Raw genomic sequence first — 25,526 nt, forward strand, 5'->3', positions numbered from 1 at the left:
ACGGCAACCCGGCGGGAGAAACATGATGACCGACACGACTTCCAACACGCCGGTCGACAGCACGGCAGACCGGGCGCGGGAATCCGAGCTCGGCATCGTTGCCCGGTTTCTCAAGGCAACCGAGATCGACACCCGCATGCTCGGCATGGTCGGCGCGCTGTTGGTCATCTGGGTCGGCCTGCATGTCGTTTCCAGCGTACGGCTCGGCGTCAATCCGTTCGACTTCGACAGCCGGACTTTCCTGACGCCACGCAATCTCTGGAACCTCTCGGTGCAGACTTCCGCCGTGGCCATAATGGCCGCCGGAATGGTGCTGGTTATCGTCATGCGCAATATCGACCTGTCGGTCGGTTCCGCCGAAGGCCTGATCGGCGTGGTCATGGGCTTTGCGCAGGTGCATTTCCTGGTGCGAATGATCGGTCTACAACTCGGCAACCCCTGGATCTGGATCCTGGCGCTGGCCATTGGCCTGGCGCTCGGCCTTCTGATCGGAGCGTTCCAGGGATACATCATCGCTTACCTCGAGGTGCCGGCCTTCATCGTGACGCTGGGCGGCCTTCTGGTCTGGCGGGGTGCCGCATGGTGGGTCGCCAGCGGTCAGACGATTGCGCCGCTTGATGCCACTTTCCAGCTGATGGGCGGTGGGCCGGCGGGTTCGATCGGCGCGCGATGGAGCTGGATCGTCGGAATTATCGCGTGCCTGGCGGTTGTGTTCATGCTGCTCAACGGACGGGTGCAGCGCAAGCGGTTCCGCTTTCCGTTGCGCCCGATCTGGGCCGAGACGTTCCTCGGTGTCCTCACCTGCGCTGTCATCATGGGCGCCATATGGCTCGCCAATTCCTATCCTTGGCCGGTCGGCATCGTGAACAGATACGCGGCGGCCAACAATATAACAGTTCCCGAAGGCGGGCTGTTCATCGCCCATGGCATCGCCATACCCGTGCTGATGGCTGTGGCCGTCGGGCTGATCATGACCTTCATCACCAAGCGTACCCGTTTCGGCCGCTATGTCTTCGCCATCGGCGGCAATCCGGAAGCCGCCAACCTTGCCGGTATCAACACGCGTTGGGTGACCATGAAGGTGTTCATGATCATGGGCGTGCTGGCAACGATCGCCGCGGCGATCTCGTCAGCCAGGCAGAACTCGTCGACCAATGCGCTGGGCACGCTAGACGAACTGCTGGTCATCGCCGCCGCGGTCATCGGCGGCACGTCACTTGCAGGCGGCTCCGGCACGGTGCTCGGCGCCATGCTCGGCGCCCTTTTGATGCAGTCGCTGCAATCCGGCATGGTGCTGCTCGGCATCGATTCACCGCTGCAGAGCATCGTCGTCGGTGCCGTGCTGGTGCTCGCGGTCTGGCTCGATACCGTCTATCGCAAACGCGTTTAGGGAGGAGGAACGATCATGGCCGACAAGACCGCTCCCACGGGCACGCCGCTGATCGACATGCGCAACATCTCGATCGCCTTCGGCGGCATTCGCGCCGTCGACGATGCCTCGGTCGATCTTTTCCCGGGCGAGGTGATGGCTTTGCTCGGCCACAACGGTGCCGGCAAATCGACGTTGATAAAAATCCTGTCCGGCGCCTACAAGCGCGATGCGGGCCAGATTTTCGTCAACGGCGAGGAGGCTTCGATCTCCAACCCTCGCGACGCCAAGAAGTACGGCATCGAGACGATCTATCAGACGCTGGCGCTGGCCGACAATGTCGATGCGGCCGCCAACCTTTTTCTCGGCCGCGAGCTGATGACCGGCTGGGGTACGCTCGACGACGTCGCCATGGAGGCCGAGGCGCGCAAGGTGATGGGCAGGCTCAATCCGCGTTTCCAACGCTTCAAGGAGCCGGTGGTAAAGCTTTCGGGCGGGCAGCGGCAGTCGGTGGCGATCGCCCGCGCCATCCTGTTCAATGCTCGCATTCTGATCATGGACGAGCCGACGGCGGCACTCGGGCCGCAAGAGACGGCGCAGGTCGGCGAACTGGTCAAGCAGCTCAAGGCCGACGGCATCGGCATCTTCCTGATCAGCCATGATATTCACGACGTGTTCGAGCTTGCCGACCGTGTCTGCGTCATGAAGAACGGTCGGGTTGTCGGCACGGCGCGCACAACCGACGTCACCCAGGACGAAGTGCTCGGCATGATCATCCTCGGCAAGTGCCCACCCGGCGCCATTCCGGGGCCGGGCGCGCTGAAGATCGCCGCATGAACGAGAATTAGCCGGCTAATCACAAGCCGCCAAAATGTGCCAGCCGTCACCATGCTTTGGCCTGGGCATTGTGTTGGCGTCGGGACTTGCCCATAAAAGATGCCGAACCGTCCACGGGACGTATCAGCAATTGAAGAAGCTGTTTCCGACCGTCGCTTTTATCGCCGTCGCGCTGATCAGCCTGACGATGGCGGGCTTTGCCTATTTTGCCACCCAGGAGGCGGCCCGCATAAAATTCGAGGCGACGGCGGACGACGCGCTTAACCGGATCGAAAGCCGCATCGACCTGGACCTGTCGCTGCTGCGCTCAACGCGAGCGCTGTTCGACGCTCGCAATGGCGGTATCTCGCAAGGCGAGTTCAAGGCTTTCTTCAACGCGCTCGACATCGACAATAATTTCGCCGGCCTGCGCGGCATCGGTTTCCTCCGCCTGGCGAAAACTGGCAACGAGGCGGCGGTCGAGCGCGACATCCTGCACGATCACGGCGCAAGCCATCCGATCTACCCCGACACGAACTTACCGTGGCGTACGCCCATCGTGCTGTTCGAACCGCTGGATCCGTCCAACCAATCCAGCATCGGCTACGACATGTTCACCGGGCCGGCGCGGCGCGAGGCGATCGAAAAGGCGATGGCCGACGATCAGCAGCACGCCAGCGGGCTCGTGCAGCTCGGCAAGGATACGGGTGCCGCGCAGACCTTTACCGGGTTCCTCGTCTTCGTCCGGCTCAATGTCGAAACCGCGCCGGACGCCGTGAACGCGACGAGATCCTCGACTGCCGGCTTCCTTTATGCGGCCTTCCGCGCCCGTGACCTGTTCCAGGCTGCGCTCAGTCGGGCACCATTGCTGCCGGTCAACACCGAGATCTATGACGGCACAGTTGACAGCGACAACCTGCTGTTCCAATCGGAAACGCCGCCTGTTTCGAGCCTCGGCGACAGGCTGCTGGTCACCCGCAAGATCACCGTCGCCGGCCGGCCGTGGGTCGTCCTGTTCAGGCCGACAAGTGCTTTCTCGCAACCTTCCTCGCGCGCCATCCCGGTGATGCTCGGATTGTTCGGACTGCTGCTTGCGGGCGCCATCGCGCTGGTGGCCCGCTATCAGGAGCGGGCCTATGAGGCGATCTCGCTGCTTCACGAAACGACCGAAAAGAGCCTGCTGGAAAAAGACCTGATGCTGCAGGAGATGAAGCATCGCATCAAGAACTCGATCACGCGGGTGCTGGCAATCGCGCGCCAGACAGCATCGCACACTACCGACGTCCAGGAATTCTCGGCTTCTTTCTCGGCCCGGCTGCAGGCGATGGCGGCTTCCCAGGACATGCTGACGCGCTCACGCTGGCAGAAAGCCGATCTCGGCGACCTGCTGCGCATCGAGCTAGGCCAGGTGTTCGGCAGTGAGCTTCCTGAAGGGCTGCTGTCGGGACCGCAGGTTCTTCTCGATGAAAAGACGACGCAGGCACTCGGCCTCGTCTTTCACGAACTGGCGACTAACGCGCTGAAGCATGGCGAAGCCGGCAATTCAGTCGGTGCGCTGAAGGTCGACTGGTCGCTCGAAGGCCGTAGCGGCGCCCGGACATTGGCCCTCAACTGGCGCGAGGCCGGTCAGAAGAAGCTCGCGACACCGGCAAAGAGCGGTTTTGGCACCAGACTGATCGATCTCAACATCACACGCGAATTGCGTGGCACAATCAGGCGCGATTTTCGCGAAGATGGTTTGAACGTGGAAATCAGGGTTCCGCTGCCGGCCTGAAACGCCTCTCGCGGGCCGCGTCGCAACAGCGCTTCAAAGGGCAAACGCGAAGACAGGTGGCCTGCCTCCGCGTTTGCTATTCGCCTGGAGCTCGAAACTAGTTGCAGCGAGCTGTGTAAATCCGGCCGTGACGATCTCTGTATTGGCAGTAGCCATTTTGCAGACGGCGAACCAGCAGACCGCCAATCGCACCAGCGCCAGCGCCGATCAAAGCGCCCTTGCCGCCGCCGACAGCGCCACCAATGAGCGCGCCGCCCACAGTGCCGATACCCACGTTCTCTTCCGTGGTGGTGCAGCCGCTGACCGCAACCACGGCAACCATGGCAATAATCATCTTCCGCATGAAGTCATCCTCACTTTTGTCCTCACTTTAATAAGCTCCAGCCGCCATTTAGCATGAAAGTACGGCCTTTGCCCGCACGATTTCATTGTTGATTAAGATAGTCTTTTTCGGGGCGTGCGCCGTTCGATGCTACCACGAACCCGGAAATCTCCAAGGACGCATCGAGCGTGCCGTCGGGACGCACGTTCCAGACGATCCTGTCATAGTCGTCCTCGAGCGCCGGATCGACGGCAAGGCATTTGGCGACGAGATGTTGGGCCTGGCCTTGCAGGTCGGTGACCGCGAATGGGCACGGCCAGTACTCGGGCAGTGGTTTCAAAGCGATCAAGCAGAGGCGAACTCGATCAGATCAACTGGGACGCTGCGGTCAGGACGATCGCGGCCATAAGCGCGACGGCGGCGAAGCGGAGGGGCGAAGCACGAGGCGCGGGCGCTGCGGACGCTTCGGGATCCTGAAAACCGCCCATCGAGACACGAGCGGCCTGTTCCAGTCTGTTCAAGTCGGCAGCCGTCAAGGCCCATTCCTTTCATTTTGTGCCAAACTCAATCGATGGATCGACACGTCGGACAGGATCGGACTTTATGGTGAACAGTCGGTTAAAGTTGGCGATGCGCAGAACCCTTCTCGCGGCGGCCGCCGTTCGTTCAATCCGTCTCGAAATTGCCGTGAGGAACAAGAAGGCGGTATTCGAGGCGGTTCCCGGTGATCTCAAGTGTCGCCGTTCCATTCAACGATGTGGGTACGACGCGTTCAAGCGCGACGCTGCCAAAACGCTTCTCGCTGCGCTGATTGTCGTTGGCTCCGATCGCTTCTGCCCATGTCAGCGACAGCGCAGGCTCGCCAGCGGAAGCTGCCGTCAGATCGGCCGTCACCTCGACGAAACCGTCGCTGCGCGACAGCGCGCCATAGCTGACCGAATTGACGGCGAGCTCATGCATGGCCAAGCCGATGTGCAAGGCGGCATTGGGGTTGAGATATGGATTTGCGCCGCGGAAACGCAGGCTGTGTAAAGGGTCCGCGCCGTACCTGCCGACCTGACCGGAAACCAGCTCGCGCAGCGCTGCGCCCCGCCAGTTGGATGACGTGACTAGGTCCTGCGAGGAGGCCAGCGACTGCAATCGGCCACGGAAACGCGTCAGGAAATCATCAATGCTGCCGGAATAACGGCCTGTCTGGGTGGCGATGCTCTGGATGATGGCCAAAAGGTTCTTGGAGCGATGACTGACTTCACGCAGCAGCGCCTTCAGCGTCTGCTCCCGGCGTTTCTGCTCGGTTGTTTCGACCATGGTGGTCACGACGCCCTGCACCGCGCCGGTGTCGCTGCGGTCGGCGTCGATCCACACCTGAAACCAGCGGGCGCCATCATCGGCCGGCACGCTGAGTTCGAGATGTTGAGGATTGCCGGAGACGATGACGTCGTGCTTGGCGGCGCCGATACGCTCTGCCTGCGCCGGTGGCAAGATGCCGTTGTTGTCGGAGGCATCGGAATTCCATGGTGCGCGCATGTTGCGCGCCCACACAGTTTTCATCTCGCGATCCTGGTATAGAACGGAAATCCCGGTATTGTGCAGTGCATGGAGAAGGACCCGGCCAAGCTGCATTCCGGGATGCAAAGCGATGATCTCATCACTCCGGCCGCGGTCTTTCATTTTTCCGACTCTGGAACGCATCGGTCAATTTTGCTCAACCCACGTCAGGCTGAACGGCTCACGGAAAAATGGGTTCCAAAAGGAGGAGCTGCGGATCAAGCCCTAAAAGCGGTCCGCCGAGCGGCATCCCGTTGGAGGACACTGCCCGGCGGTGGCTGGAAACCGTTTGAGGGGTGCGGCTTCCAGTGTTCGCTTGAATGGCCGCTGGCATTCACGCCCGTCTGATCAGGCCGGCAATTAGCGATATGATCAGGAAGGCGAGAAAGATGAAGAACAATATCTGCGCTATGCCGGCCGAAGTGCCAGCGATGCCGCCGAAACCAAGCGCACCGGCGATGATCGCCACGACTAGAAATACGAGCGCCCAGTAAAGCATGATCCATCTCCTTCCAATGCTGCGGTGAAAACGTGATTCGCCTCCGTTTGTTCCACCATTTCCCGAAAAAGACGATGCTGAAAATCGTTACGGCCCGAATTGCTGCGATGTGTGCGAAAAGGTCCTCGTCAGGTTCGGCAGCAGTTGGCTGCGTATGTTAAGCCGGCGTCACGCCCCCTCGGGTCCAAGAAGAGTGGCTATCCCACACCCTGGCGGCGGCAACTCGGCCGCCCGCTGTTCATGCCGCGGCTTTCGCGTGCCGGTCAAAGAACAGGGCCTGGCTGATAAGAGCCTTGACCATATCCGGGTTGAACGGCTTGGTGACGAGGAAAGCCGGTTCCGGCCGCTCGCCGGTGAGCAGGCGCTCGGGAAAGGCGGTGATGAAGATCACCGGCACCGAGGTGGACGACAGGATCTCATTGACGGCCGCGATGCCCGAACTGCCGTCGGCAAGCTGAATATCGGCAAGCACCATCTTTGGCCGCGTCTTGCCGAACATCGCCACCGCCTCGGCGTGGGTGCGCGCCGTTCCGACGACGCGGTGGCCGAGGCTTTCGACCATTTCCTCGATATCCATGGCGATCAGCGGCTCATCCTCGATGATCAGCACATCGGTTGCCACCTGGCGGGAGATCTCGTTGCTCGCCTGCGCGAGAAGTTCGGAGAATTCCTGTTCGTCGACGTCGAGAATCTCCGCCGCCTCGTCTTCGCTGAAGCCTTCAACCGCGACCAGCAGAAAGGCTTGGCGGGGACGAGGCGCAATTGCATTCAGATTGGCCGCGGCACGCTGTTCCCATGCCGACTGGGCATGCTCCTGCGGAACGCGAATGGCCACTGAGGTGAAGAGCTTGGCAAAGACCTTGTAGAGCGCGATGCGGTCGTTCGATGCGTTCGGAAAGATGTCGACATCGGCAATGATGGCCTCGAGCATTGCGGCGACCAGCGCGTCGCCGCTCTCCTGCGATCCGGATACAGCGCGCGAGAAGCGACGCAGGAACGGCAGGTGCGGAGCGATGGTTGCTGATAGGCTCATATTGGACGTCTCCCTCATATGACGTGATGCATGTTACAGCTAAAAACGGTTCGCAGGGCCCAAGGGTGAAAACGCAGGTTCTGCGAAAAAGTTCCGATCATGCGGAACTAAGTATATGGGCTGGCGTTTAAGGGCGGGTTGGGCAACCAGACGAGGCTGCCGCTTGCCTTGCGTTATGTGTTGAAGGGCGGCTTAAGGCTGGGACAAAAGGGCGAATGAAGAACATGACGAAAGCTACCATGGGTGGCGTTGGCAATGGGCGCCGGGCTGCTTCCCGCGACCCGCTTGGGCCGAACTCGGAAATCGGCCGCAAACTCAAACAATACTACGACGAGCTGGTCTCCGACAATGTGCCGGATCGCTTCGCCCAACTGCTCAGCCAGTTGGAAAAGGCCGAACCTGTACAAAAGAAGGACTGAGGCATGGCGGCCGTCTCCCAGGGCTTCAAGACCGACTTGCTCGGCTCGATCCCGAGCCTGCGGGCTTTTGCCGTGTCGCTGACGCAAAACGCCGACAAGGCCGACGACCTGGTGCAGGAAACATTGGTCAAGGCCTGGGACAAGCATGAAAGCTTCCAGCCCGGCACCAATCTGAAGGCATGGCTGTTCACGATCTTGCGCAACGAATTCTATTCGCAGATGCGCAAGCGCGGCCGCGAGGTGCAGGACAGCGATGGCGTCATGACGGCCAGGCTTGCCGTTCACCCGGCCCAGCACGGCCAGCTTGACCTCGAGGACTTTCGCGGCGCGCTCGAATTGCTGCCAGAAGACCAGCGCGAAGCCATTATCCTCATCGGCGCGTCCGGCTTCTCCTACGAGGAAGCGGCCGAGATCTGCGGCTGCGCCGTCGGAACGATCAAGAGCCGCGTCAGCCGCGCCCGCACACGGCTGCAGGAAATCCTGAAGATCTCCGGTGAAGACGAGTATGGCCCGGACGCAATTTCGGCTCAGGTAACCGGGTCGACGGCTGCGTGAGGCGCGGCGTGTTCGAACCGCTCCGCGCCTCAGCGGAGAGGCGTTCGCCTGCAGGCCGCCGCCACTGCCTCGAGGAGATCGTCTCCCGAATAGGGCTTGGTGACCAGCCTGACGCCGGGAAAGGATTTCTTGATCTCATCGGTATCCGAATAGCCCGAGGCGAAGACGAACGGGATGCCCGCTTCACGCAGCCGCGAAGCAAATTGGAGCGTCGAAACGCCGCTCAGCATGAGGTCGACGATGGCGACATCGAACTGCGCGGCAACGTCTTGCTGTTCGATCTCAGTCAGATCACGGGCGATGACCACATTGAGCGCGCCGTAGTCGCGGCAAAGCTGCTCGATATCCATGGCAATCAGGAACTCATCTTCCAGGATAAGAATCCGCAAACCGTCAAGTGATGCGCGCACGCAGCAATATCTCCTTAAATGCGTATCGTGAAACGAGGGAAGTCATGATCGTTATTTGGCATGCTGTCATTTAAAAAAGACGTGCCGGCGCGGATGCGTCGGCCTCGGCCCATGCAAGGCATTTGCAACGCGCGCTGCCGGAGATGGGGTTAGAAGAGGTTCGCGCCGGAACCTTGGGGTCTGTCGGGCGTTTCGACCGAGCAAAATCATGGAGAGTGAAGCAATGGCGACTGCCGCAGGTAAGGCCGGGAACGAAGCCCGCACGAATTCCGATATTGAGGCCGACATCGCACAATTGAAGGCCGACATCGATCAACTTACCAAGCTGTTGGCCAAAACTGGCGAACATGGCTACGGGGCAGCGCGGCGAGCCGCCGCCGAAGGCGTCGAGCAGTTGCGAACCCAGGGCGAGGCAGCTTTCGATAGCTTGCGCGCCAACGCCAGGGACATCGAGGCGCAGATGATAGCGCATATGCGCGAAAAACCGGTGACTTCGCTGGCGATCGCCGCAGGCGTCGGATTCCTCTTCGCGCTTCTCGCGCGCCGCTAGTTCTGCACGCATGGGAATGCTTGCATCGCTGATCTCGGGCCTTGCCTCGGGCGAAACCATTGCGGCGGTGCAACGCGTGCGCGTCGCTGCGATTGTCTATTCGGTCGCAGCGCTCGCGGCGCTGTGCGGCCTCGGGTTCCTCGTCGGGGCGGCCTATATCTGGGCGGCGGCCCGCTATGGGCCGATGGCAGCTTGCCTGAGCTTCGGGATCGGCTTTCTGGCAATCGCCGGTCTCATCCTGCTCGTCTACCGGATGTCGGCCGGCTCGCGCGCCAGGCGCCGGGCGAAGCGACGCAACGCCGACATGAAGGCTATCGGCATCACTGCGGCACTCGCCGTGCTGCCGGCGCTGCTCAAGGGCAAAGGTGGCCTGGCGAAGGGCGGGTTGGGCGCCATTCTCGGCCCGGCGATAGCACTCGCTGCCTACGCCATCTACCGCGAGAATGTGAAGCGCGGCTCGGATAATCCGGATACCGGCAAACCCGAATAGTTCGGAGGGGATAGTTCAGGGCAAACGGTTCTGGCGCCGGTCGCAAAATGCCGGCGTTACAAATCTTCGAGCGGAATCGATATTTCCGCGACCACGCCATCCGGCCGGAATTCATGGGTCACCTCGCTGGAAATGACCTTGGCCAGGCTGCGGCGGATCAGGATCGAGCCGAAGCCATGGCGTTCGGGCGGCGCAACCCGCGGGCCGCCGCTTTCGCGCCAGGCCAGCAACAGACGCCGTGCACCCTTCCTGCCTTGTACCTTCCAATCGAGATCGACCTTTCCGGAAGAAACCGAGAGCGACCCGTATTGCAGTGCGTTGCTTGCCAGTTCATGCAGGATCAGCCCGAGTCCGACTGCCTGGTCGGGTGAGAGCAAGACATCGGCGCCGGAGATCGCCATCCGCGATTGTCCGGCGGCTTGGAACGGCTTTACCTCGATCTGCACCAGCTCGCGGATGCCGATGCCGCGCCACTCGCGGTCCGACAGCAGGCTGTGCGCAACGCCCAGTGCCTGCAGCCTGGCGCTGAAGGCGCCGAGGAATTCGCTTGGCTGGCGGGCATGGCGAACGGTCTGCGTGGCCAGCGCCTGTACAGTTGCCAACGTGTTCTTGACGCGATGATTGAGCTCGCGCAGCAACAGCCGTTGGCGTTCGTCGCCTAGCTTGCGTTCAGTGATGTCGTAATTGACGCCGAAGATCAGCGTCGGCTTGCCCTCGCCGTCGCGCTCTATGACGCGGCCGCGCGTTGCGACCCATCGTGGCGGATCGAGGCCTCTGACACGGTATTCGCCAAAATAGTCATCGCTGCCGGTCAGCGCGTCGCGAAAGCGTGTTTCGGTCTGGTGAACGTCGCGCGGGTCGATGGCGGTCAGGATGTCGCGCGCCCTCAGCCTGTTCGACTTCGGCAGGTTGAACAATTCGGGCAGCAGGACGTCGCAGTCGATCATGTCGCTGCGGATATCCCATGCCCAGCTGGCAAGCGAAGCCGCGTCGAGCGCGATAGCGCGCCGCTTTTCCTCTCGAACCAATGCGGCCTTGGCGATCGCCGCGCTGCGGGTTGCATCCTTCAGCGTGAACAGGCTGGCGGCGAGTCCAGCCAGCGCCGACAACTGGTCGAGCTGGACAGAGGAGGGATGCGCGTGCGGCTTCCGGTCGAGCACGCACAGCGTGCCGATCAGCGCGCCGTCGATCATGATCGGCACGCCTGCGTAAAAGCGGATATGATGCTCGCCGGTGACCAGCGGATTGGCTTTGAACCGCGGATCGGCCGCCGCGTCGGCCACCACCATCGGCACGTTGCCGGCTGCGATGGCATAGGCACAGAACGATGTCTCGGTCGCGGTTTCGGTCTGGTCGAGGCCGATACAGGACTTGAACCACTGCCGCTCGGCGTCGAGCAGCGTGATCAGTGCGACAGGCGTTTGCATCGCCGAAGCGGCAAGACCGCCGATGCGATCGAAATCAGGGTCGGCAGCCCTGTCCAGCGCGTCGAGGCCGTGCAGCACGGCAAGACGGTCCGCGGCGCCCACCACACGGCGAATATCGGCCGGCAGACCCGGCGTGTTCTGGCTATTGTCGTCCACTATGCCCCCAGTGGCCGGCTCCGCTGATTGATCAGGCCAACCGGCCCGTTTGCCGCCTTGCAGAGCCGGAACTTTCGCTGCGGGGGACCGTTACCAGCCAACGCCCCGCCAGTTACGCCTGCCGGCGCCAAATATGGAGCCAGACAATGCCAAAAACCATTCCTGAAAACAAAGCCCGTCAAGGGCGGCGGGGTCGGCATGTCCTTCGTATCCTGATCGCCGCGCTGCTGCTGGCCTTTATCGCCTGGGGCGTCGCCGAAATCTACGGCTGGATGATCGAGACGCCGAAGACCGAACAGGGCAACACGCCCAGCGGCTAGGTTCTCCCCATCGCTCGTGCCAGCTCGCATCACGCAACCCCACATCAGGCATCCCACGTCAGGCAACCTTTGCCTCGGCGGCGCGCGCCGGGACGAGAACATTCAACGCGCGCGGATGGATTTCGACGGTCGTCTCGCGATCGAGCTTTACCAGTTCGCCGTCCATGACGGCCTGAACTTTCCTGTTCGTCGAATGGATTTTCAACACGGCGCGGTTTGCCTGATGGATTTCGACATGCTCGTTGCCGCGCCATTTCCCACGGGCGACGTCAAAGAGGAACCTGATCAATTCGCCGCGCCGCCGTGCCACGGTGACATAGATGCCCAGCACGCCGCCTGCCGGATCATCGGCATAGGGCAGGTGGCCCTCGCCAAACAGATTGTTGGTGATGCCGATACCGGTGGTCCGGGTTTTGATCTCGGCCTCGCCGATCGTCAGCGTTACGTTCATCGCCGGCGGGTTGTTGATCGTTGCCCAAGCGGCTCGCACCGAGGCACGCATCTTCCCCAGCCGCGAGCCGAATTCCATCTTCTGGCGCAGTTGCACCATCCTGGCATGCATGCCGATCGAAAATTGATGCACGAAAGGCCGGCCGTTGGCTGTTGCAATGTCAATCGCCATCACCCCGCCGTCGGCAAACGATTTCAGCGCCGCATCGAGGGTCTGCGGAATACCGAGGCCGCGCGCAAAAAGGTTCATTGTGCCAGCCGGCAGAATTGCCAGTGCCTTCTCCCCATTCATCAAACGGGCTGCCGCGGCCGAAATGGTGCCGTCGCCGCCGCCGGCCAGCACGACGTCGATGTCGCGCCTGGAAGCTACGCCGTCCAGCGTGGCGACGATATCCTTGCCGGCAACGATTTCGATATCGATCGAGTGGCCGGCAGTCTCAAGCGTGCTGCGCATCCGACTGGCGAAGGCCTCAAGATCGATGGTGCGCAGGGTGCCGCCGTCCTTGTTCAGCACCGCTGCAAACCGCATGGCCGTTCCATTTTTTCCAGCACCTATCCGGCCGGGACGGGGTCCCAGCCGGGAGTGGAACGGCGCGGTCGAGAAAATGTTCCTTTCGACCAGCGCGGTGAATCCGAGAACCATTGACATCATACCGGGTGCACCACGGCTTTTTTCGGAACAACAGTGTGGTCACAACGTTGTGAACATGCAGAAGACGCTGCGCCCGCAGTGACGCCAGGCGGGCAGGGCGTGCACGAAATCACCGACGAGGAGACACTAAGATGATCCGCACCCTTTTAACCACGACAGCAGTCGCAACATTGATTGCGACGGGTGCCTTTGCGCAGTCAGCGACGACCCCGGCGCCGGCGCAGCCACCCGCAGTAGAGAACCCTGCTCCAGCCGCTCCTGTGCAACGGGCCGAGGGCAGCCTTGCTACCAACATCATCGGCGAATCCGTCTATAACGGCACCGGCGCCGATGCCCAGAATATCGGCAATGTCAGCGACATCGTCTTCGACGAGCGCGGCGAGGTAAAATCCGTCGTCATTGGCGTTGGCGGTTTTCTTGGCATAGGAACCAAAAACGTCGCTTTCGACTACAAGAAGATGCAATGGGCCGAAAAAAATGGCGACCGTTGGCTGATAGCGCAAACGACGAAGGATGAGTTGACGGCTCAGCCGGATTTCGACCGGAAGCCTTACGATCCGCCTCCGCCGCCAGCTTCGGCCGATAACGCGGCACCCGCCGCCCCTTCGGCTTCCACCAGCGCGCAAAATACAACGCCAGCGCCTGCCGCGCAGGCTGAGCCAGTGAAGCGCGCCGAAGGCAATCTCGCCACCAATATCATCGGCGAGACCGTCTATAACGGCACCGGCGACGACGCCCAAAACATCGGTGACGTAAACGACATCGTCATCAACAAGGAAGCCAAAGCGCAATCGCTGATCATCGGCGTCGGCGGCTTCCTCGGCATCGGCGAAAAGAACGTCGCCTATGATTTCGACAAGGCGCAGTGGGCCGAGAGGAACGGCGATCGCTGGCTGGTCGCGCAAACCACTAAGGAAGAGCTGCAGGCGCAGCCGGACTTCAACCGCAAGGCCTATGATCCGGCGCCGGCATCCACTGCGTCGAACGATGCCAATGCGCCTGCTACCGTCACGCCTACCGTGATGGCCAGCAACACCGCGCCGACCAACAACACCGCGACGACCAACAACGCCGACCAGGCCGGCAAGACGGCTCAAAACGCCCCAGCGCCCGCAACGGCCGACCAGACCAAGACCGGGTCGATCGACAAGTCGACGTTGACTGAAATGCCGATCGGCCAGATCCGGGCCGAGGATCTGGTTGGCACCACCGTTTATGGCGCCAACGATGTCAATGTCGGCGAGATCGGCGATATCGTGCTGGGCGCCGATAAAAAGGTCGATGCAGTCATTATCGATGTCGGCGGGTTCCTCGGTGTCGGCGAGAAGGAGGTGGCGGTCGGCATGGACAACCTGAAATTCATGACCGACAAGAACGGCAAGCGCTATCTCTACACGAACTTCACCAAGGAGCAGCTCGAAGCGCAGGCCCCCTATGACAAGGCCACCTATGCGCAAAACCGCGACAAACAGCGCATGATCATGCGCTAAGCAGCACACAGGTCGATAGAAGCCCGCGCCCGCCCAGGCGCGGGCTTTGTTTATGGCGAGGGAAAGCCGGCGACATGACCGGCAACGCCATTGTCCGTCAATTCGGCGAGCGCCAGAGATTGGTCGAGATGCTCGGCCCGCCAGGCAAGCAGCCTTTCGGCAAGTTCCAACCGCACCGGCAGATAGGCTGGGTCGTCAGCGACGTTGGTCAGCTCGCCGGCATCTTTTTCCAGGTCGAAGAGCAAGGGCGGCAGGCCGCCCCCGAAATTCACATATTTGAACTTTTGGGTGCGGATGACAGCGAGATTGCACTGACGCGGACCGATACCGAAATAGCGTTCTGCATCACCATCGGCGATCGAGCGGAAATCGAACTCCCAATGCGCCGCATCGCGCCAATCGTCCGGCTCCGTTGCGTCCAGGAAAGGCGCCAGCGAGCGGCCGTCGAGATGCGGCAGCACTTCGCCGCCGGTGAGCTCGAGCCCAGTGAGCTCGAGCAAGGTCGGTGCCAAATCGACCGCCTCGGTGAAGCGGTCGACACTGCTGCCGGCAGCCTTGCGGCGGCGCGGATCGCGAATGATCAGCGGAACATGGAAGCTGCCGTCGAAGAAGCCGCCCTTGCCCAGCATGAAATGATCGCCCATCATCTCGGCGTGGTCTGAGGTCAGCACGATGACGGTGTCGTCCCATGCATCGGCCGCCTTGACCGCTTGCCAGACACGGCCAAGCTGCGCGTCGACCTCCGAGATCATGCCGTAATAGAGCGCCCGGATGCGGCGAAAACTATCGTCGCTCCAGTCGCGCACCTTACCTTCCGAGCCGGGGCGGAATTTCGACCGTTCCTGCCGGTCTGATTCATAGGCGAGATAGGGGTGGCTTGCTGCTTCGGCCTGCCAGCTTTCAGCGCCGTCAAAAGCTGGGCCGACGGCCGGATCGTACATGGTGTTGTAAGGCGCCGGCACGATGAAGGGCGGATGGGGGCTGATGAAGGAAAGGTGCGCGAACCACGGCGCATCGTGCTCCTGCTCGCCGAGCCAGCGGATGAATTCGCCAGCCAGGAAGGCCGACGGCGTCTCGTCCTTCGAATAGATTGGCGGGGCGTTGCTGATCTCGCCGTCGTTTTCCAGGATTTCGCCCGCCGGGCGGTGGATGTCGGGGGAGCCGGCGCCGGCATCGACGCCGCGCGCCTTGAGCCATGACAGCCAGGGCCTCTGATGCTCGGGCAGAAGCTGGCGCACGGTAAAGCCCGGCAGCACGCCTTCACAACTCTTCAGCTGCGGATCGCCAGGCGCCAGCGTGCGCGGGTCGCGCGCCGTGTCGGTATAACCGAACAGCGTCGGATCATAGCTGAGAGCGCGCGCCCAGAGCGCTATGTTGCCGTGGCGGGCGTCGAGCGGTGTGCCGTTGCGGCAGACACGATTGTTCATCTGATAGAGGCCGGTGTAGAGGCAGGCGCGCGCCGGCGAGCAAGGTGCGGCGCCGCCATAGTGCTTCCGGAACAAAACGCCCTCGGCAGCCAGCGCGTCGGCATTGGGCGTCCTTACCACCTTGTGGCCAGCAGCTGACAGGCAGTCGCCGCGCCACTGGTCGCAGGTGATCAGGAGAATGTTGGGGCGTTTTCCACTCAACCGCTGTATCCTCATGCTGGCTACATGCGTCGCTCATGGAGCGCAATTTCGGCGAGTATGCAAGCCGGTCCAGTTTGCCGAATGGTGAACAAGACCTGCTTCGTCGTTCACTTTAACAGCACAGTCCATTCTGTGTTTGCCGCCTTTGCGGCCAGGAGGCGGATGCTCATATTTGCGTGGACAGCGGCAAGCGCCGCACCGGCACAAGGAAGGGAGCCACAGATATGCTCGACCAGGTCAAAGGCCTGCATCACGTCACCTCGATGGCCAGCGATGCGCGTCAGAACAATGAATTCTTCACAGGGACGCTCGGCCTGCGGCGGGTCAAGAAAACCGTCAATTTCGACGCACCCGACGTCTACCACCTCTATTACGGCGACGAGGTCGGCACGCCCGGCTCGGTGATGACCTACTTTCCGTTCCCGAACATCGGCAAAGGCCGCCATGGAGTCGGCGAAGTCGGCACCACCGCTTATTCGGTGCCCGAGGGCACGCTCGGCTATTGGGAGAAACGGTTTGCCGAGCAAGGTGTCACTGGGCTGTCACGCGAGGAGACGTTCGGCGAGAAGCGTCTTGCGTTTGCCGGTCCCGACGGCGACGGGTTTGCGCTGGTCGAGGACAGAGCGGACAGCCGTGCGCCATGGGCCAAGGGTGGCATCCCCACCGACGAGGCGATCCGCGGCTTCCACTCGGTGTCGCTCAGGCTGAAAGATGGCGGCGCCACCGAAGAGCTGCTGAAATTCATGGGTTATGAGGAGGTCGACAAATCCGGCAACGTCAGGCGGCTGGCGGTGAAGAACGGCAACGGCGCCGATGTGGTCGATATCGAATCGCTGCCAGGGGCCGGCTTCGCCAATCTCGGCGCCGGCTCGGTCCACCATGTCGCTTTCGCCGTCGAGAACCGCGCCAAGCAGCTCGAAGTGCGCAAGGCGCTGCTCGATACAGGTTATCAGGTGACGCCAGTGATCGACCGCGATTATTTCTGGGCGATCTACTTCCGCACACCGGGCGGCGTGCTGTTCGAAGTCGCCACCAACGAGCCGGGCTTCGACCGCGACGAGGATACCGCCCATCTCGGCGAGGCGCTGAAACTGCCGTCGCAACACCAGCATTTGCGGCCCTATCTCGAGCAGCATCTGCAGAAACTGGAAGACTGAGGGCAAGGTTATGAGCAAGGATTCGTATATTCACAAGGTGCTGCCCGGTTCGCCGGGCGGACCGTTGCTCTTCGTCTTCCATGGCACTGGCGGCGACGAGGATCAGCTTCTGTCGCTTGGGCGCGATCTTGCGCCGCAAGCAACGATCGTTGCCCCGCGGGGCGATGTCTCGGAACAAGGCGCCGCACGCTTTTTTCGTCGTACCGGCGAGGGCGTTTACGACATGGGCGACCTCACGCGAGCGACGGACAAGATGGCCGGCTTCGTCAAGGCGCATGTCGAGGCGGCAAAGCCATCTTCGGTGCTAGGCCTCGGTTATTCCAACGGCGCCAACATCCTGGCCTCGGTGCTGTTTGCCGAGCCGTCGCTATTCGACGCAACGGTGCTGATGCATCCGCTGATCCCGTTCGAGCCGGAGGTCAAGGGCAGCCTTGGCGGCAGCCGCATCCTGGTCACCGCCGGCAGGCGAGACCCGATCTGTCCGCCTAATTTGACGGCGCGGCTCGAAGCCTATTTGCGCGCCGATGGCGCCGATGTCACAGTCGAGTGGCATGACGGCGGCCATGAGGTGCGGCCGGGCGAGATCGAGGCGGCGCGGCAGTTGTTCGCCGTGGCGTCGGATGAAAGGACCGCAAGCCATGTCTGACCTATTGCCGGAAATTGAACTGGAGGACCGCGGCTCGAAGGGCCGCTACTTCCTGCGTGGGCCGGACGGCGCCGAGGCGGAGATGACCTTCACCAAGATCGGCGAGCACCAAATCATCATCGACCATACAGAAGTGCCGGATGCATTTCGCGGCCAGGGCGCGGGACTTCGCCTGGTCACCCGTGCCGTCGAGGATGGGCGTGCGGCGGGCAAGACGATCATCCCGCTTTGCCCGTTCGCCAATGCTCAGTTCCGCCGCCATCCGGAATGGGCGGACGTGCTGAAGCGGTAAGAGACAGCCCCTCGATGAGTGACAGGAGAAAGGGTGCGCGGCTTTACCGCGTGCCCCTTCGACCATTGGCGGCGTACAAACACAAGGCAAACATGCGGGATTTGCGCAGAGCGCCCGTCTTGCCTAAGTATTGGCAACAACCGGCTCGCCTTCTGCGGCCCGACCACTTCAACCGAATGGCCCCCCATGACCGAATCCGATCTCGTTCCCGTCTTCGACGGCCACAACGACACGCTGCTCAGGCTCTACCAGTCGAAGGATGCGGACGTCGAAAAGCTGTTCGTCGAGGGGACGCCGGGTGGCCATATCGACCTGCCGCGCGCGAAGAAAGGCGGATTTGCCGGCGGCATGTTCGCGATCTTCCCGCCGCCTGCCGAGAAATCCAAACGCGGTGCGGTGCCGCTGGCGCCGAGCGACAGCGAGCCCTTGCCGCCCGAGGTTCCGCGCGCCGATGCGCTCAACTCCACCGTAGCGATGGCCTCGATCCTGTTCAGGCTGGAGCGGGCTTCGGCGCTTACCGTCTGCCGCAGCGCCGGCGATGTGAGAAAGGCGATGGCGCAAGGCTCGATTGCGGCGGTGTTTCATATCGAAGGGGTCGAGGCGATCGACCCTGAGCTCACCCTGCTCGACGTTCTCCACGCAGCCGGCCTGCGCTCGCTCGGCATCGTCTGGAGCCGTCCCAATGCCTTCGGCCACGGCGTGCCGTTCCGCTTCCCCTCGTCGCCCGATACAGGGCCGGGGCTGACCGATGCCGGTAAGGCGCTGGTGAAAGCGTGCAACCAGCTGAAGATCATGATCGATCTTTCGCATCTCAACGAAAAAGGTTTCCGCGACGTCGTCGAGATCAGTGACGCACCGCTGGTCGCGACCCATTCAAACGTGCACGCGATCTGCGGCCATTCGCGCAACCTCACCGAATGGCAGCTCGGCGCGATCCGCGACTCCGGCGGCATGGTCGGGCTGAACTTCGCCACCGGGTTCCTGCGTGAGGACGGCAGGATGAACGCCGACACCAGCCTCGACATCATGGTGCGCCATGTCGATTCACTGCTGCAGGCGCTGGGCGAAGACGGCGTCGGCCTGGGCTCGGATTTCGACGGCGCTATGATCCCGGCCGTGATAGGCGACGTTGCCGGCCTGCCAAGATTGCTCGACGCTTTCGCGGCGCGCGGCTTCGGGCGCGCGCTGATCGAGAAGATCGCCTATCGCAACTGGCTCGGCATCTTGGAGAAGACCATCGGCTAAGCGGGTGATGCCGGCTTGTCCGGAACACAGGTTGGAGGCGGACTATTCGAAACCCATGCGTTTAAGCCAGTCCTGGCCAATGCCGCGGTCGCGGATGATCGGCAGCGGATCGGTCGAATCCAGCCTCGCACAAATGCGGTAGACCTCCAGCGTTTCAGCGCTCATCTCGCCGCGCTTGTAGAAGAACATGGCCGCGGCATAGCGGGTGCGGCCCGACCATTTTTCGCCGAGCGGCGTGTTGACCAGCTGCCACTGTTCGGCGGCTTCGGCGTCGATTTCGGGACTGTCGATGTCGTCGGCCATATTCAGAAATCCGCAGGCGATTGGCAGTGCGGCGGCCGAGCTTGATGACCAGCCGCGGCACCAGTTTGGCACGCTTCAGCAGCTTTTGATATTGCAGCTCGCGCCTGGCGTAGATCTCGACCCAAGATCCGCTACAGGCGGACTCGGCGGTGCTGATCTGGTCCGCGTGCCGGGATCGTTGCCTTTCGCCGACGGCGCCTTCGACGTCGTTTTCTATAAGGGTGCAGTCTCGACGAGAACATTCGAATATGGGCAGCCATGCAGAAGGTGCTTGACAGTGCCAAACACCGTCCCACTGATCTTCGCGGCCGAAGCCGGTCGGCTAGCCGGCGATGCTGGAGACCGTTACCCGATGAAGACAACAGAGGCGCGCGAAGCCCTCCTCGAACCGGCGCGAAAAAGCGATTCCGATAAGCGCGGCCGCAAAGCGTCGAAGCAGACAAGGCAGGTTCAACTGATCGAAGCGACTATCGATTCATTGGCCAAGCGCGGCTATTCGGAAACGACTATGGCCGACGTCGCCGACGGCGCCGGCCTGTCGCGCGGCATCGTCAATTTCCATTTCGAGAGCAAGGAGAAGCTGCTCGTCGCCACTTTGCAATACATGCATGACGAGTATTCGGCGCATTGGCGCAGCGCCTTGCAAAGGGCCGGCGATGATCCCGCCCGCCAGCTGCAGGCATTGGTGGCGGCCGATTTCGACCGCTCGATATGCAACAAGCGTAAGCTGGCTGCCTGGTGTGCCTTCTGGGGCGAGGCCAAATCGCGACCGAAATATCAGGCGCTGAGCAGCGCACGCGATGCCGTCTACCAGAACATCTTCATCGACCTTTGCGCGGCGCTCAAGCAGAACGGCTTCTATGCCTATGAGCCGCAAGTCATGGCGCTGGCGCTCAGCGCCATGCTGGATGGTCTGTGGCTGCATTTGATGATGGGCATCGAGGACGCCACACGCGAGACGGCGCTGCAGGCTGCGAACGAGTTCCTGTCTGCGGCATTCCCCAAGCACTATCCGAACTCCGCAGCCCGCGGTGCCAGGCCGGCGTGAACCATCAAAAAGAGGGTGGACCAGCAATGAAGACAATGATCCGGCCCCTGACATTCGAGAAGATCAAGGCCGGCTAATGAAGTTCAAGATCGAACGAGCCGATGTAGCCATCGTCGGCGCCGGCTTCACCGGCCTGTCGGCCGCGCGTGAATTGAACCACGCCGGCATCGATGTCGTGCTGCTCGAAGCCCGCGACCGTGTCGGCGGCCGCGTCGAAGCCGTGCAGAACGGGCTCGGCGAGCGGATCGACAGCGGCGGCCAGTTCCTGTGCGAAGACATGCCGGAATTGATGGCGCTGGTGCAAGCGCGCGGCAAGACATTGGTCGAGACCCATATCGCAGGCGAATTCGTCACGCAGCCGCGAATGGGCGAGGCGCAAGCCGGGCGCACTTACGGCACCGCGATGCGAATGCGCGAGCGGATGAACGCGATCGCACCGAACGACCCGACCATTGCCGGCTTGACGGTCGCGGCATGGCTCGATCGCCAGGCCGATCCCGACGATGCGAAGGCCGCCTTTCGGTCGATGATCGAGGGCCTGTGGTGCCTGGCAATGGAAAGGCTGCCGCTGTGGTACTTGATCGACAATGATCGCCGCATCACCAACGAGGTGTCGGAGCTGCAGTATTTCGTGGGCGAAACCATGCATTCGCTGGCGGATGATCTTGCGCGGGATCTCGGCGATCGACTGTGGCTGAATACAGCTGTCGAGGCCATTGAGCACGGGCCGGGAGGGGTTCGCGTCGTTTCGCCTGCCGGCGCGATCGAGGCACGAGCGGTACTGGTCGCCGTACCGCCGATGATGGCCTCGAGAGTAGATTTCGTGCCGCCGCTGCCGGCTGTGCTGAAGAGGGCCCTCGGCGTCTGGCAAAGCGGCGCGGTGATCAAGATGCTGGTGCGCTATCCCACGGCTTTCTGGCGCGACAGGGGCTTGAGCGGCATGGTGATGTGGCGCGACCCGCACGGGCTTTTTGCCTGCGATGCCAGCAGGGACGAGGATCATGCAGCACTTGTCGTCTTCATCGGCGGGCCGCTGGCGCAGCGCTGGCGGGATTTGGACGACGCGGCGTTACGCGCAAAGGTGACGTCAAAGCTGGAACAGGCGCTCGGTATCGAGGCGGCCGGCATTATCGATCTCAGTTATCGCGATTGGACTGGGGATCGCTGGAGCGGCGGCGGTTACAGCGATCTGATCGTGGATGTGACGGCAACTGATGCCGAACGCATTATCCGCGCCGGCGCGTCGCCGATTCATTTCGCCTCGTCGGAGCTGTCGCCGTCATTTCCAGGCTATGTCGAGGGCGCCATCGTCGCCGGCCGCATTGCTGCCCGAAAAATTATTCAGTCGGCCATCGACAGCAGAGCCTCGGGGTCATGAGCGAGGCGGATCGAGCTGCCGAGCGGGATTGACGCCCATTGCCACGAGCTCGGCCTGCTGGTCAGGCCGCTGATCAATATATGCGATATCCGTCATATGCGTCATGTCCCGCCGCTGATCATCACGCGCGAGCGGATCGACGACATGGTGTCGATCCTGCGCCAAGGCATTTCGCGCACGATGGACGATCTGCGCCGGGAAGGGGTCTGGCGGGGATAAGCGTTTATGACTGGCGTTCTCGCAGGTCGTTTGGGCCATATCGGGTTTCCAGGAGGCGAACTGCCGTCTTGAACTATGCGTGCTGTGCCCGCGTTCTGGCGGCCTTCTGCGCCGCCGCCTTCCTTCCGCTGGCGCCTTTCGTCTCGGCGGCCTTCTTTGCGGCGGCCGAGCGCTCCTCAGCCGTCCGGCGTGAGGCCGCACGCTTGGCCTGCTGCGAGAGCGCCTCGTGCGACGCCGTGCTCTTCGGCTCATGCTCGAGCACCTTGGAGACGGCTTTCGAGACCCGCGGGCGGCGTTTCGGCGTGCGTTCGCCCTGGCCGGCCTCATAGGCGTATTCGGCGCTCTTGCGCGTGCTCTCCTTCACCTTGCCCTTTTTGGGCGGGGGCAGGTCTACGCCTGCGCGTCTCGCCTCGGAAAGCCCGATGGCGATAGCCTGCTGGGTCGAGCGCGCGCCGTGCTCGCCGCGGCGGATTTTATCGATCTCCTCGTGCACGAACTCGCCGGCCTGGGTGCTCGGCGATTTGCCCTCGCGCTTATCCTTTCGGGCCTTCTCGATGGTTTTCTTCTCCGGCATTGTCTTTCTCCCACATATGGGTTGCGACAGCCATTCAGGTTGCAGCGGCGCACGATCTTATGAGGATCATAACGCGTTGAGGACGCAAATGATCCCGGGACTGGTGATCCAAGCCCCGGCTGTCAAGACGTCGACGCCGATCCGTCCGAAATCAGATGGCGCAAGAACCATTGAGTAGCGAGATCCGCGACTTCGTCCAGGGCGCCGGGCTCCTCGAACAGATGTGTCGCGCCAGGGACGATGGCGAGCTCCTTCTCGCCGCGGAGCGCCACCAGCGCCGAGCGGTTGAGTGCGATCACTTGCGTGTCCGCGCCTCCGACGACGAGCAAGGTCGGCGCCCGGACGCGCGGCAGGGCGAGCGCTGCGAGATCGGGCCGGCCACCACGCGAAACCACCGCCGCGGCCTGGTCGGGCCGCTCGGCCGCCGCCACCAGGGCGGCACCGGCGCCCGTGCTCGCGCCGAAATAGCCAAGACGCAACCCCGACGTGTCCGGCGAGGCGCCGAGCCAATCCGTGACGCCGACCAGCCGATCGGCGAGCAGTCCGATATTGAAGCGCAACTCGGCCGTGACCTGGTCGATCCGCTCCTCTTCGGCCGTCAACAGGTCGACGAGGAAGGTGGCGAGGTTCGCCTCGTTCAGCCTTGCGGCCACGTAGCGGTTGCGCGGGCTGTGGCGGCTGCTTCCGCTGCCATGGGCGAAGAGCACGAGGCCGCGAGCATCCGGGGGCAACGAAAGATTGCCCTCAAGCGTGACAGGCCCCGCGGGAACATGAACGACGTGCTCGCTATGCCGGTCCATATCCACCTCCGCTATGGCGATCTAGTGCCGCGCGCCGGACCCGCGCCCGCGTGCCCAGCCAACTCCTCTTCGGAAGCGGCAGGCTTGTCGGAAGCTGCAGGCTTGGGCACGGACCTGGCGACCAGCGCGCGGACCTCTTCATCGCTCGTCTGCGAGAAATCCACGTACCAGCGCCCGACACCGAGCAACGGCTCTGGTGTCGTCGCGCAAACGACCTCGTCGGCGTCCGCCCGCATCGCGTCGCAAGTGTCGGGGCTACCGACGGGAACGGCCGCGACGATACGGGCGGCGTGGTTTTTTCGCAGCGCCTTGATTCCGGCCCGCATGGTCGATCCGGTCGCAAGCCCGTCATCCACGAGGATAATGGTCCGTCCATTCAACTGCGGTGGGGGTCGCCCGGCCCTATAGAGGTGCTCGCGGCGCAGAAGCTCTTTTTCCTCCTTTGCAGCGACCGCGTCGATGACATATGGCGGGATCGCGAGACCGCTGACGATTTCGTCGTTCAGGACACGTACGCCGGAGGGCGCGATCGCCCCCATGGCCAGTTCCTCGTGGCCGGGGACGCCGAGCTTGCGCACGACGAAGACGTCGAGCGGTGCCTTGAGTGCCTGCGCGACCTCGTAGCCGACCGGCACGCCGCCTCGGGGCAGCGCCAATACGATCACGTCGTCGCGGCCGGCAAAGCGAACGAGCTCCCCGGCGAGTTGCCGCCCGGCCTCGCGGCGATCTGAAAATATGACGGCCATGACCTTCAATCCGCGTGCATCTGTTTTCCCGGTGGATGTGCTTTAACCAACCTGCGGCTACATCCCGTGGGATGGCTGATCGGCGACAGCAAATAAAACTCGTCCGCCCATGAGGATGTTCCGCACGCCGGCCGGGAAAGGCGGTCCGAAAAACCGCGGAATGCGCATCGGGGAACAACCGGCAGGTAGGACTGTTTGGTCACATCCGCCGTAATCGGATTTGAACGGAAGGAGGATTCGATGAACGCCACCGGACTCGACGTATTCGACAAGACACTGCAGACCACGAACATCTGGCTCGACGAGATCATGGACGAGATCGGACCGGATCGGCAGGTCGCCTGGCACGTTCTCGGAGCGGTGCTGCACGCCCTGCGCGACCGTATGCAGCCGGATCTTGCAGCCCACCTCGGCTCGCAGCTGCCGATTCTGGTGCGTGGCGCCTTCTATGACCAATATCAGCCTTCCAAGGCTCCCGAGAAGGTGCGGTCGCTCGACGAGTTTCTGGCCAAGATCAAGGCGGAGCTTGAATTCACCCGTCCGGTCGATTCCAAGGATGCATTCAGGGCCGTGTCCAAGGTGCTTGCCCATCATGTCGGAGAAGGACAGATGCACAAGGTCTGGGAATCCCTGCCAGGAGAGATCAGACGCGTCGCCGAAGCTCAGCAAGCGGCGTGAACGGCGCCGGCGCGGGTTTCTTGGTCGCAATCTTCTTGGGGAAACAGCAATGCCACTCACCCTTATCAGCCCGGCGTTCCCGGCAGGCGGAAAAATTCCCGAAAGGTATACGCGTGACGGCCAGAACGTCTCGCCGCCACTGAAGTGGTCCGGTGTTCCGGATGGTGCCAAGAGCCTTGTTCTTGTCGTGCTGGATCCCGATGCGCCAAGCGGGACTTTCGGGCATTGGGCGGTATTCAACATCCCACCCGATGCCGGTGAACTCGCCGAGGCAGCAGACGGCAAGCCCGGTCCGTCGGCACTCAGGCAAGGCACCAACGATTTCGGCAATGCCTATTACGATGGCCCGCAGCCGCCCGTAGGCCATGGCGTCCATCATTACCATTTCCGGCTGGCCGCGCTTGATGTGCCGAGCCTCAGCGTACCGGGACAGGCGGGCGTGCATCAGGTCTGGAAGCAAGCCCAGAAACACGCATTGGAGGAGACGGAGTTGGTCGGAACCTACGAACGGCCGGCGTGACGCGGGCGGCGT

Annotated in this window: 31 protein-coding genes and 2 pseudogenes; 19 read left to right on the plus strand and 14 right to left on the minus strand. The window is 62.5% G+C overall.

The window, feature by feature from the left end:
• The first annotated feature begins 25 nt into the window (after positions 1-25).
• The 3 genes from NKJ84_RS01360 (at position 26) to NKJ84_RS01370 (ending at position 3,959) form a co-directional block, all read left to right on the plus strand.
• Positions 26-1,390 carry a sugar ABC transporter permease gene (locus tag NKJ84_RS01360; RefSeq protein ID WP_352505025.1) on the plus strand — a complete coding sequence of 455 codons (1,365 nt, stop codon included), beginning with the start codon at positions 26-28 and terminating at the stop codon, positions 1,388-1,390.
• A 15-nt stretch (positions 1,391-1,405) separates the two neighbouring features.
• A complete protein-coding gene (locus tag NKJ84_RS01365; RefSeq protein ID WP_254816576.1) occupies positions 1,406-2,206 on the plus strand; it encodes an ATP-binding cassette domain-containing protein in 801 nt (266 codons plus the stop codon).
• Positions 2,207-2,336: 130 nt separating this feature from the next.
• Entirely contained in the window at positions 2,337-3,959 is a 1,623-nt protein-coding gene (locus tag NKJ84_RS01370; protein WP_352505026.1) for a CHASE domain-containing protein, read from the plus strand.
• 97 nt (positions 3,960-4,056) lie between these two features.
• Here NKJ84_RS01370 and NKJ84_RS01375 read toward each other — a convergent pair whose 3' ends face one another.
• The 4 genes and pseudogenes from NKJ84_RS01375 to NKJ84_RS01390 all read right to left on the minus strand — a co-directional run bounded on the left by NKJ84_RS01375 (position 4,057) and on the right by NKJ84_RS01390 (position 5,973).
• The gene (locus tag NKJ84_RS01375; RefSeq protein WP_006328050.1) at positions 4,057-4,302 is read right to left on the minus strand and encodes a YMGG-like glycine zipper-containing protein; all 246 of its coding nucleotides are present in this window, start codon (positions 4,300-4,302) and stop codon (positions 4,057-4,059) included.
• Positions 4,303-4,384: 82 nt separating this feature from the next.
• Positions 4,385-4,591: pseudogene (locus NKJ84_RS01380) on the minus strand (hypothetical protein); the annotation flags it as partial.
• Between the two features lie 55 nt (positions 4,592-4,646).
• Positions 4,647-4,817 (minus strand): hypothetical protein, encoded by a 171-nt coding sequence (locus tag NKJ84_RS01385; RefSeq protein WP_352476202.1) that lies wholly within the window; start codon positions 4,815-4,817, stop codon positions 4,647-4,649.
• Positions 4,818-4,947: 130 nt separating this feature from the next.
• Positions 4,948-5,973: a sensor histidine kinase gene (locus NKJ84_RS01390; RefSeq protein WP_352505028.1), complete on the minus strand. Its 1,026-nt coding sequence runs from the start codon at positions 5,971-5,973 to the stop codon at positions 4,948-4,950.
• On the opposite strand from NKJ84_RS01390, the gene NKJ84_RS01395 reads away from it, so the two are divergent.
• Positions 5,878-6,177: a hypothetical protein gene (locus tag NKJ84_RS01395; RefSeq protein WP_352505160.1), complete on the plus strand. Its 300-nt coding sequence runs from the start codon at positions 5,878-5,880 to the stop codon at positions 6,175-6,177. The genes NKJ84_RS01390 and NKJ84_RS01395 overlap by 96 nt on opposite strands.
• Here NKJ84_RS01395 and NKJ84_RS01400 read toward each other — a convergent pair.
• Entirely contained in the window at positions 6,164-6,328 is a 165-nt protein-coding gene (locus tag NKJ84_RS01400; protein WP_023678541.1) for a DUF1328 domain-containing protein, read from the minus strand. The genes NKJ84_RS01395 and NKJ84_RS01400 overlap by 14 nt on opposite strands.
• Before the next feature lie 238 nt (positions 6,329-6,566).
• A complete protein-coding gene (locus tag NKJ84_RS01405) occupies positions 6,567-7,361 on the minus strand; it encodes a response regulator (protein ID WP_352476204.1) in 795 nt (264 codons plus the stop codon).
• Between the two features lie 215 nt (positions 7,362-7,576).
• Here NKJ84_RS01405 and NKJ84_RS01410 point away from each other — a divergent pair, with 215 nt between their 5' ends.
• Together NKJ84_RS01410 and NKJ84_RS01415 are read left to right on the plus strand one after the other, a co-directional pair.
• Positions 7,577-7,780 (plus strand): NepR family anti-sigma factor, encoded by a 204-nt coding sequence (locus NKJ84_RS01410; protein ID WP_023678543.1) that lies wholly within the window; start codon positions 7,577-7,579, stop codon positions 7,778-7,780.
• 3 nt (positions 7,781-7,783) lie between these two features.
• On the plus strand, positions 7,784-8,335 hold the full coding sequence (locus NKJ84_RS01415; protein WP_023678544.1) for a sigma-70 family RNA polymerase sigma factor: 552 nt from the start codon (positions 7,784-7,786) through the stop codon (positions 8,333-8,335).
• 29 nt (positions 8,336-8,364) lie between these two features.
• Here NKJ84_RS01415 and NKJ84_RS01420 read toward each other — a convergent pair whose 3' ends face one another.
• Positions 8,365-8,685, minus strand: a complete 321-nt coding sequence (locus NKJ84_RS01420) for a response regulator (RefSeq protein ID WP_502896068.1) — start codon at positions 8,683-8,685, stop codon at positions 8,365-8,367.
• A 283-nt stretch (positions 8,686-8,968) separates the two neighbouring features.
• Here NKJ84_RS01420 and NKJ84_RS01425 point away from each other — a divergent pair, with 283 nt between their 5' ends.
• Positions 8,969-9,295, plus strand: coding sequence for an ElaB/YgaM/YqjD family protein (locus NKJ84_RS01425; protein ID WP_352505030.1), 327 nt, complete (start codon positions 8,969-8,971; stop codon positions 9,293-9,295).
• 10 nt (positions 9,296-9,305) lie between these two features.
• Positions 9,306-9,785 carry a hypothetical protein gene (locus NKJ84_RS01430; RefSeq protein WP_352505031.1) on the plus strand — a complete coding sequence of 160 codons (480 nt, stop codon included), beginning with the start codon at positions 9,306-9,308 and terminating at the stop codon, positions 9,783-9,785.
• 56 nt (positions 9,786-9,841) lie between these two features.
• Here NKJ84_RS01430 and NKJ84_RS01435 read toward each other — a convergent pair whose 3' ends face one another.
• Positions 9,842-11,368 carry a sensor histidine kinase gene (locus NKJ84_RS01435; protein WP_352505032.1) on the minus strand — a complete coding sequence of 509 codons (1,527 nt, stop codon included), beginning with the start codon at positions 11,366-11,368 and terminating at the stop codon, positions 9,842-9,844.
• Between the two features lie 146 nt (positions 11,369-11,514).
• On the opposite strand from NKJ84_RS01435, the gene NKJ84_RS01440 reads away from it, so the two are divergent.
• A complete protein-coding gene (locus NKJ84_RS01440; protein ID WP_292659198.1) occupies positions 11,515-11,688 on the plus strand; it encodes a hypothetical protein in 174 nt (57 codons plus the stop codon).
• 58 nt (positions 11,689-11,746) lie between these two features.
• Here the strand turns inward: NKJ84_RS01440 and NKJ84_RS01445 are convergent, their stop codons facing one another.
• Positions 11,747-12,667, minus strand: coding sequence for a diacylglycerol/lipid kinase family protein (locus NKJ84_RS01445; protein ID WP_352505033.1), 921 nt, complete (start codon positions 12,665-12,667; stop codon positions 11,747-11,749).
• 254 nt (positions 12,668-12,921) lie between these two features.
• Between NKJ84_RS01445 and NKJ84_RS01450 the strand changes: the two genes are divergently transcribed.
• Positions 12,922-14,280 (plus strand): PRC-barrel domain-containing protein, encoded by a 1,359-nt coding sequence (locus NKJ84_RS01450; RefSeq protein ID WP_352505034.1) that lies wholly within the window; start codon positions 12,922-12,924, stop codon positions 14,278-14,280.
• Positions 14,281-14,330: 50 nt separating this feature from the next.
• Here the strand turns inward: NKJ84_RS01450 and NKJ84_RS01455 are convergent, their stop codons facing one another.
• Positions 14,331-15,923, minus strand: a complete 1,593-nt coding sequence (locus NKJ84_RS01455) for an alkaline phosphatase family protein (RefSeq protein ID WP_352505035.1) — start codon at positions 15,921-15,923, stop codon at positions 14,331-14,333.
• Positions 15,924-16,132: 209 nt separating this feature from the next.
• Here NKJ84_RS01455 and NKJ84_RS01460 point away from each other — a divergent pair, with 209 nt between their 5' ends.
• The 4 genes from NKJ84_RS01460 to NKJ84_RS01475 all read left to right on the plus strand — a co-directional run bounded on the left by NKJ84_RS01460 (position 16,133) and on the right by NKJ84_RS01475 (position 19,248).
• A complete protein-coding gene (locus tag NKJ84_RS01460; protein WP_352476214.1) occupies positions 16,133-17,065 on the plus strand; it encodes a VOC family protein in 933 nt (310 codons plus the stop codon).
• A 10-nt stretch (positions 17,066-17,075) separates the two neighbouring features.
• Positions 17,076-17,711, plus strand: coding sequence for an alpha/beta hydrolase (locus tag NKJ84_RS01465; protein ID WP_352505036.1), 636 nt, complete (start codon positions 17,076-17,078; stop codon positions 17,709-17,711).
• Positions 17,704-18,003, plus strand: a complete 300-nt coding sequence (locus NKJ84_RS01470; protein WP_352505037.1) for a GNAT family N-acetyltransferase — start codon at positions 17,704-17,706, stop codon at positions 18,001-18,003. Before NKJ84_RS01465 ends, NKJ84_RS01470 begins: the two co-directional genes overlap by 8 nt.
• A 186-nt stretch (positions 18,004-18,189) precedes the next feature.
• Positions 18,190-19,248, plus strand: coding sequence for a dipeptidase (locus tag NKJ84_RS01475; RefSeq protein WP_352476217.1), 1,059 nt, complete (start codon positions 18,190-18,192; stop codon positions 19,246-19,248).
• A gap of 42 nt (positions 19,249-19,290) precedes the next feature.
• Here NKJ84_RS01475 and NKJ84_RS01480 read toward each other — a convergent pair whose 3' ends face one another.
• Positions 19,291-19,551, minus strand: a complete 261-nt coding sequence (locus tag NKJ84_RS01480; protein ID WP_352505038.1) for a hypothetical protein — start codon at positions 19,549-19,551, stop codon at positions 19,291-19,293.
• A gap of 352 nt (positions 19,552-19,903) precedes the next feature.
• On the opposite strand from NKJ84_RS01480, the gene betI reads away from it, so the two are divergent.
• From betI to NKJ84_RS01495, 3 genes and pseudogenes are all read left to right on the plus strand, one after another.
• Positions 19,904-20,599 carry a transcriptional regulator BetI gene (betI, locus tag NKJ84_RS01485; RefSeq protein ID WP_352505153.1) on the plus strand — a complete coding sequence of 232 codons (696 nt, stop codon included), beginning with the start codon at positions 19,904-19,906 and terminating at the stop codon, positions 20,597-20,599.
• 76 nt (positions 20,600-20,675) lie between these two features.
• A complete protein-coding gene (locus tag NKJ84_RS01490; protein ID WP_352505039.1) occupies positions 20,676-21,977 on the plus strand; it encodes a flavin monoamine oxidase family protein in 1,302 nt (433 codons plus the stop codon).
• Between the two features lie 27 nt (positions 21,978-22,004).
• A pseudogene (locus NKJ84_RS01495) lies at positions 22,005-22,196 on the plus strand (aspartate aminotransferase family protein); the annotation flags it as partial.
• Positions 22,197-22,269: 73 nt separating this feature from the next.
• On the opposite strand, the gene NKJ84_RS01500 reads toward NKJ84_RS01495, so the two are convergent.
• The 3 genes from NKJ84_RS01500 to NKJ84_RS01510 all read right to left on the minus strand — a co-directional run bounded on the left by NKJ84_RS01500 (position 22,270) and on the right by NKJ84_RS01510 (position 24,316).
• Entirely contained in the window at positions 22,270-22,770 is a 501-nt protein-coding gene (locus tag NKJ84_RS01500) for a DUF6496 domain-containing protein (protein ID WP_352505040.1), read from the minus strand.
• A 122-nt stretch (positions 22,771-22,892) separates the two neighbouring features.
• Positions 22,893-23,570 carry a dienelactone hydrolase family protein gene (locus tag NKJ84_RS01505; protein WP_352505041.1) on the minus strand — a complete coding sequence of 226 codons (678 nt, stop codon included), beginning with the start codon at positions 23,568-23,570 and terminating at the stop codon, positions 22,893-22,895.
• A gap of 11 nt (positions 23,571-23,581) precedes the next feature.
• A complete protein-coding gene (locus NKJ84_RS01510) occupies positions 23,582-24,316 on the minus strand; it encodes a phosphoribosyltransferase (protein WP_352505042.1) in 735 nt (244 codons plus the stop codon).
• 240 nt (positions 24,317-24,556) lie between these two features.
• Here NKJ84_RS01510 and NKJ84_RS01515 point away from each other — a divergent pair, with 240 nt between their 5' ends.
• Together NKJ84_RS01515 and NKJ84_RS01520 are read left to right on the plus strand one after the other, a co-directional pair.
• On the plus strand, positions 24,557-24,994 hold the full coding sequence (locus tag NKJ84_RS01515) for a DUF2267 domain-containing protein (RefSeq protein WP_352505043.1): 438 nt from the start codon (positions 24,557-24,559) through the stop codon (positions 24,992-24,994).
• Positions 24,995-25,043: 49 nt separating this feature from the next.
• The gene (locus tag NKJ84_RS01520; RefSeq protein WP_352505044.1) at positions 25,044-25,514 is read left to right on the plus strand and encodes a YbhB/YbcL family Raf kinase inhibitor-like protein; all 471 of its coding nucleotides are present in this window, start codon (positions 25,044-25,046) and stop codon (positions 25,512-25,514) included.
• Positions 25,515-25,526 lie beyond the last annotated feature (12 nt).

Origin of the sequence: Mesorhizobium sp. M0048 (genome assembly GCF_040323405.1) — a bacterium.
In the GTDB taxonomy this organism is placed as follows: domain Bacteria; phylum Pseudomonadota; class Alphaproteobacteria; order Rhizobiales; family Rhizobiaceae; genus Mesorhizobium.

What these genes read in the sequence shown, in the direction of transcription:
- NKJ84_RS01360 (WP_352505025.1), top strand. Translation starts at nt 26, where the DNA reads ATGACCGACACGACTTCCAACACGCCGGTCGACAGCACGGCAGACCGG.
- NKJ84_RS01365 (WP_254816576.1), top strand. Translation starts at nt 1,406, where the DNA reads ATGGCCGACAAGACCGCTCCCACGGGCACGCCGCTGATCGACATGCGC.
- NKJ84_RS01375 (WP_006328050.1), bottom strand. Translation starts at nt 4,302, where the DNA reads ATGCGGAAGATGATTATTGCCATGGTTGCCGTGGTTGCGGTCAGCGGC.
- NKJ84_RS01395 (WP_352505160.1), top strand. Translation starts at nt 5,878, where the DNA reads ATGGAGAAGGACCCGGCCAAGCTGCATTCCGGGATGCAAAGCGATGAT.
- NKJ84_RS01390 (WP_352505028.1), bottom strand. Translation starts at nt 5,973, where the DNA reads ATGCGTTCCAGAGTCGGAAAAATGAAAGACCGCGGCCGGAGTGATGAG.
- NKJ84_RS01400 (WP_023678541.1), bottom strand. Translation starts at nt 6,328, where the DNA reads ATGCTTTACTGGGCGCTCGTATTTCTAGTCGTGGCGATCATCGCCGGT.
- NKJ84_RS01405 (WP_352476204.1), bottom strand. Translation starts at nt 7,361, where the DNA reads ATGAGCCTATCAGCAACCATCGCTCCGCACCTGCCGTTCCTGCGTCGC.
- NKJ84_RS01410 (WP_023678543.1), top strand. Translation starts at nt 7,577, where the DNA reads ATGAAGAACATGACGAAAGCTACCATGGGTGGCGTTGGCAATGGGCGC.
- NKJ84_RS01415 (WP_023678544.1), top strand. Translation starts at nt 7,784, where the DNA reads ATGGCGGCCGTCTCCCAGGGCTTCAAGACCGACTTGCTCGGCTCGATC.
- NKJ84_RS01420 (WP_502896068.1), bottom strand. Translation starts at nt 8,685, where the DNA reads ATGGATATCGAGCAGCTTTGCCGCGACTACGGCGCGCTCAATGTGGTC.
- NKJ84_RS01425 (WP_352505030.1), top strand. Translation starts at nt 8,969, where the DNA reads ATGGCGACTGCCGCAGGTAAGGCCGGGAACGAAGCCCGCACGAATTCC.
- NKJ84_RS01430 (WP_352505031.1), top strand. Translation starts at nt 9,306, where the DNA reads ATGGGAATGCTTGCATCGCTGATCTCGGGCCTTGCCTCGGGCGAAACC.
- NKJ84_RS01440 (WP_292659198.1), top strand. Translation starts at nt 11,515, where the DNA reads ATGCCAAAAACCATTCCTGAAAACAAAGCCCGTCAAGGGCGGCGGGGT.
- NKJ84_RS01445 (WP_352505033.1), bottom strand. Translation starts at nt 12,667, where the DNA reads ATGCGGTTTGCAGCGGTGCTGAACAAGGACGGCGGCACCCTGCGCACC.
- NKJ84_RS01450 (WP_352505034.1), top strand. Translation starts at nt 12,922, where the DNA reads ATGATCCGCACCCTTTTAACCACGACAGCAGTCGCAACATTGATTGCG.
- NKJ84_RS01455 (WP_352505035.1), bottom strand. Translation starts at nt 15,923, where the DNA reads ATGAGGATACAGCGGTTGAGTGGAAAACGCCCCAACATTCTCCTGATC.
- NKJ84_RS01460 (WP_352476214.1), top strand. Translation starts at nt 16,133, where the DNA reads ATGCTCGACCAGGTCAAAGGCCTGCATCACGTCACCTCGATGGCCAGC.
- NKJ84_RS01465 (WP_352505036.1), top strand. Translation starts at nt 17,076, where the DNA reads ATGAGCAAGGATTCGTATATTCACAAGGTGCTGCCCGGTTCGCCGGGC.
- NKJ84_RS01470 (WP_352505037.1), top strand. Translation starts at nt 17,704, where the DNA reads ATGTCTGACCTATTGCCGGAAATTGAACTGGAGGACCGCGGCTCGAAG.
- NKJ84_RS01475 (WP_352476217.1), top strand. Translation starts at nt 18,190, where the DNA reads ATGACCGAATCCGATCTCGTTCCCGTCTTCGACGGCCACAACGACACG.
- NKJ84_RS01480 (WP_352505038.1), bottom strand. Translation starts at nt 19,551, where the DNA reads ATGGCCGACGACATCGACAGTCCCGAAATCGACGCCGAAGCCGCCGAA.
- betI (WP_352505153.1), top strand. Translation starts at nt 19,904, where the DNA reads ATGAAGACAACAGAGGCGCGCGAAGCCCTCCTCGAACCGGCGCGAAAA.
- NKJ84_RS01490 (WP_352505039.1), top strand. Translation starts at nt 20,676, where the DNA reads ATGAAGTTCAAGATCGAACGAGCCGATGTAGCCATCGTCGGCGCCGGC.
- NKJ84_RS01500 (WP_352505040.1), bottom strand. Translation starts at nt 22,770, where the DNA reads ATGCCGGAGAAGAAAACCATCGAGAAGGCCCGAAAGGATAAGCGCGAG.
- NKJ84_RS01505 (WP_352505041.1), bottom strand. Translation starts at nt 23,570, where the DNA reads ATGGACCGGCATAGCGAGCACGTCGTTCATGTTCCCGCGGGGCCTGTC.
- NKJ84_RS01510 (WP_352505042.1), bottom strand. Translation starts at nt 24,316, where the DNA reads ATGGCCGTCATATTTTCAGATCGCCGCGAGGCCGGGCGGCAACTCGCC.
- NKJ84_RS01515 (WP_352505043.1), top strand. Translation starts at nt 24,557, where the DNA reads ATGAACGCCACCGGACTCGACGTATTCGACAAGACACTGCAGACCACG.
- NKJ84_RS01520 (WP_352505044.1), top strand. Translation starts at nt 25,044, where the DNA reads ATGCCACTCACCCTTATCAGCCCGGCGTTCCCGGCAGGCGGAAAAATT.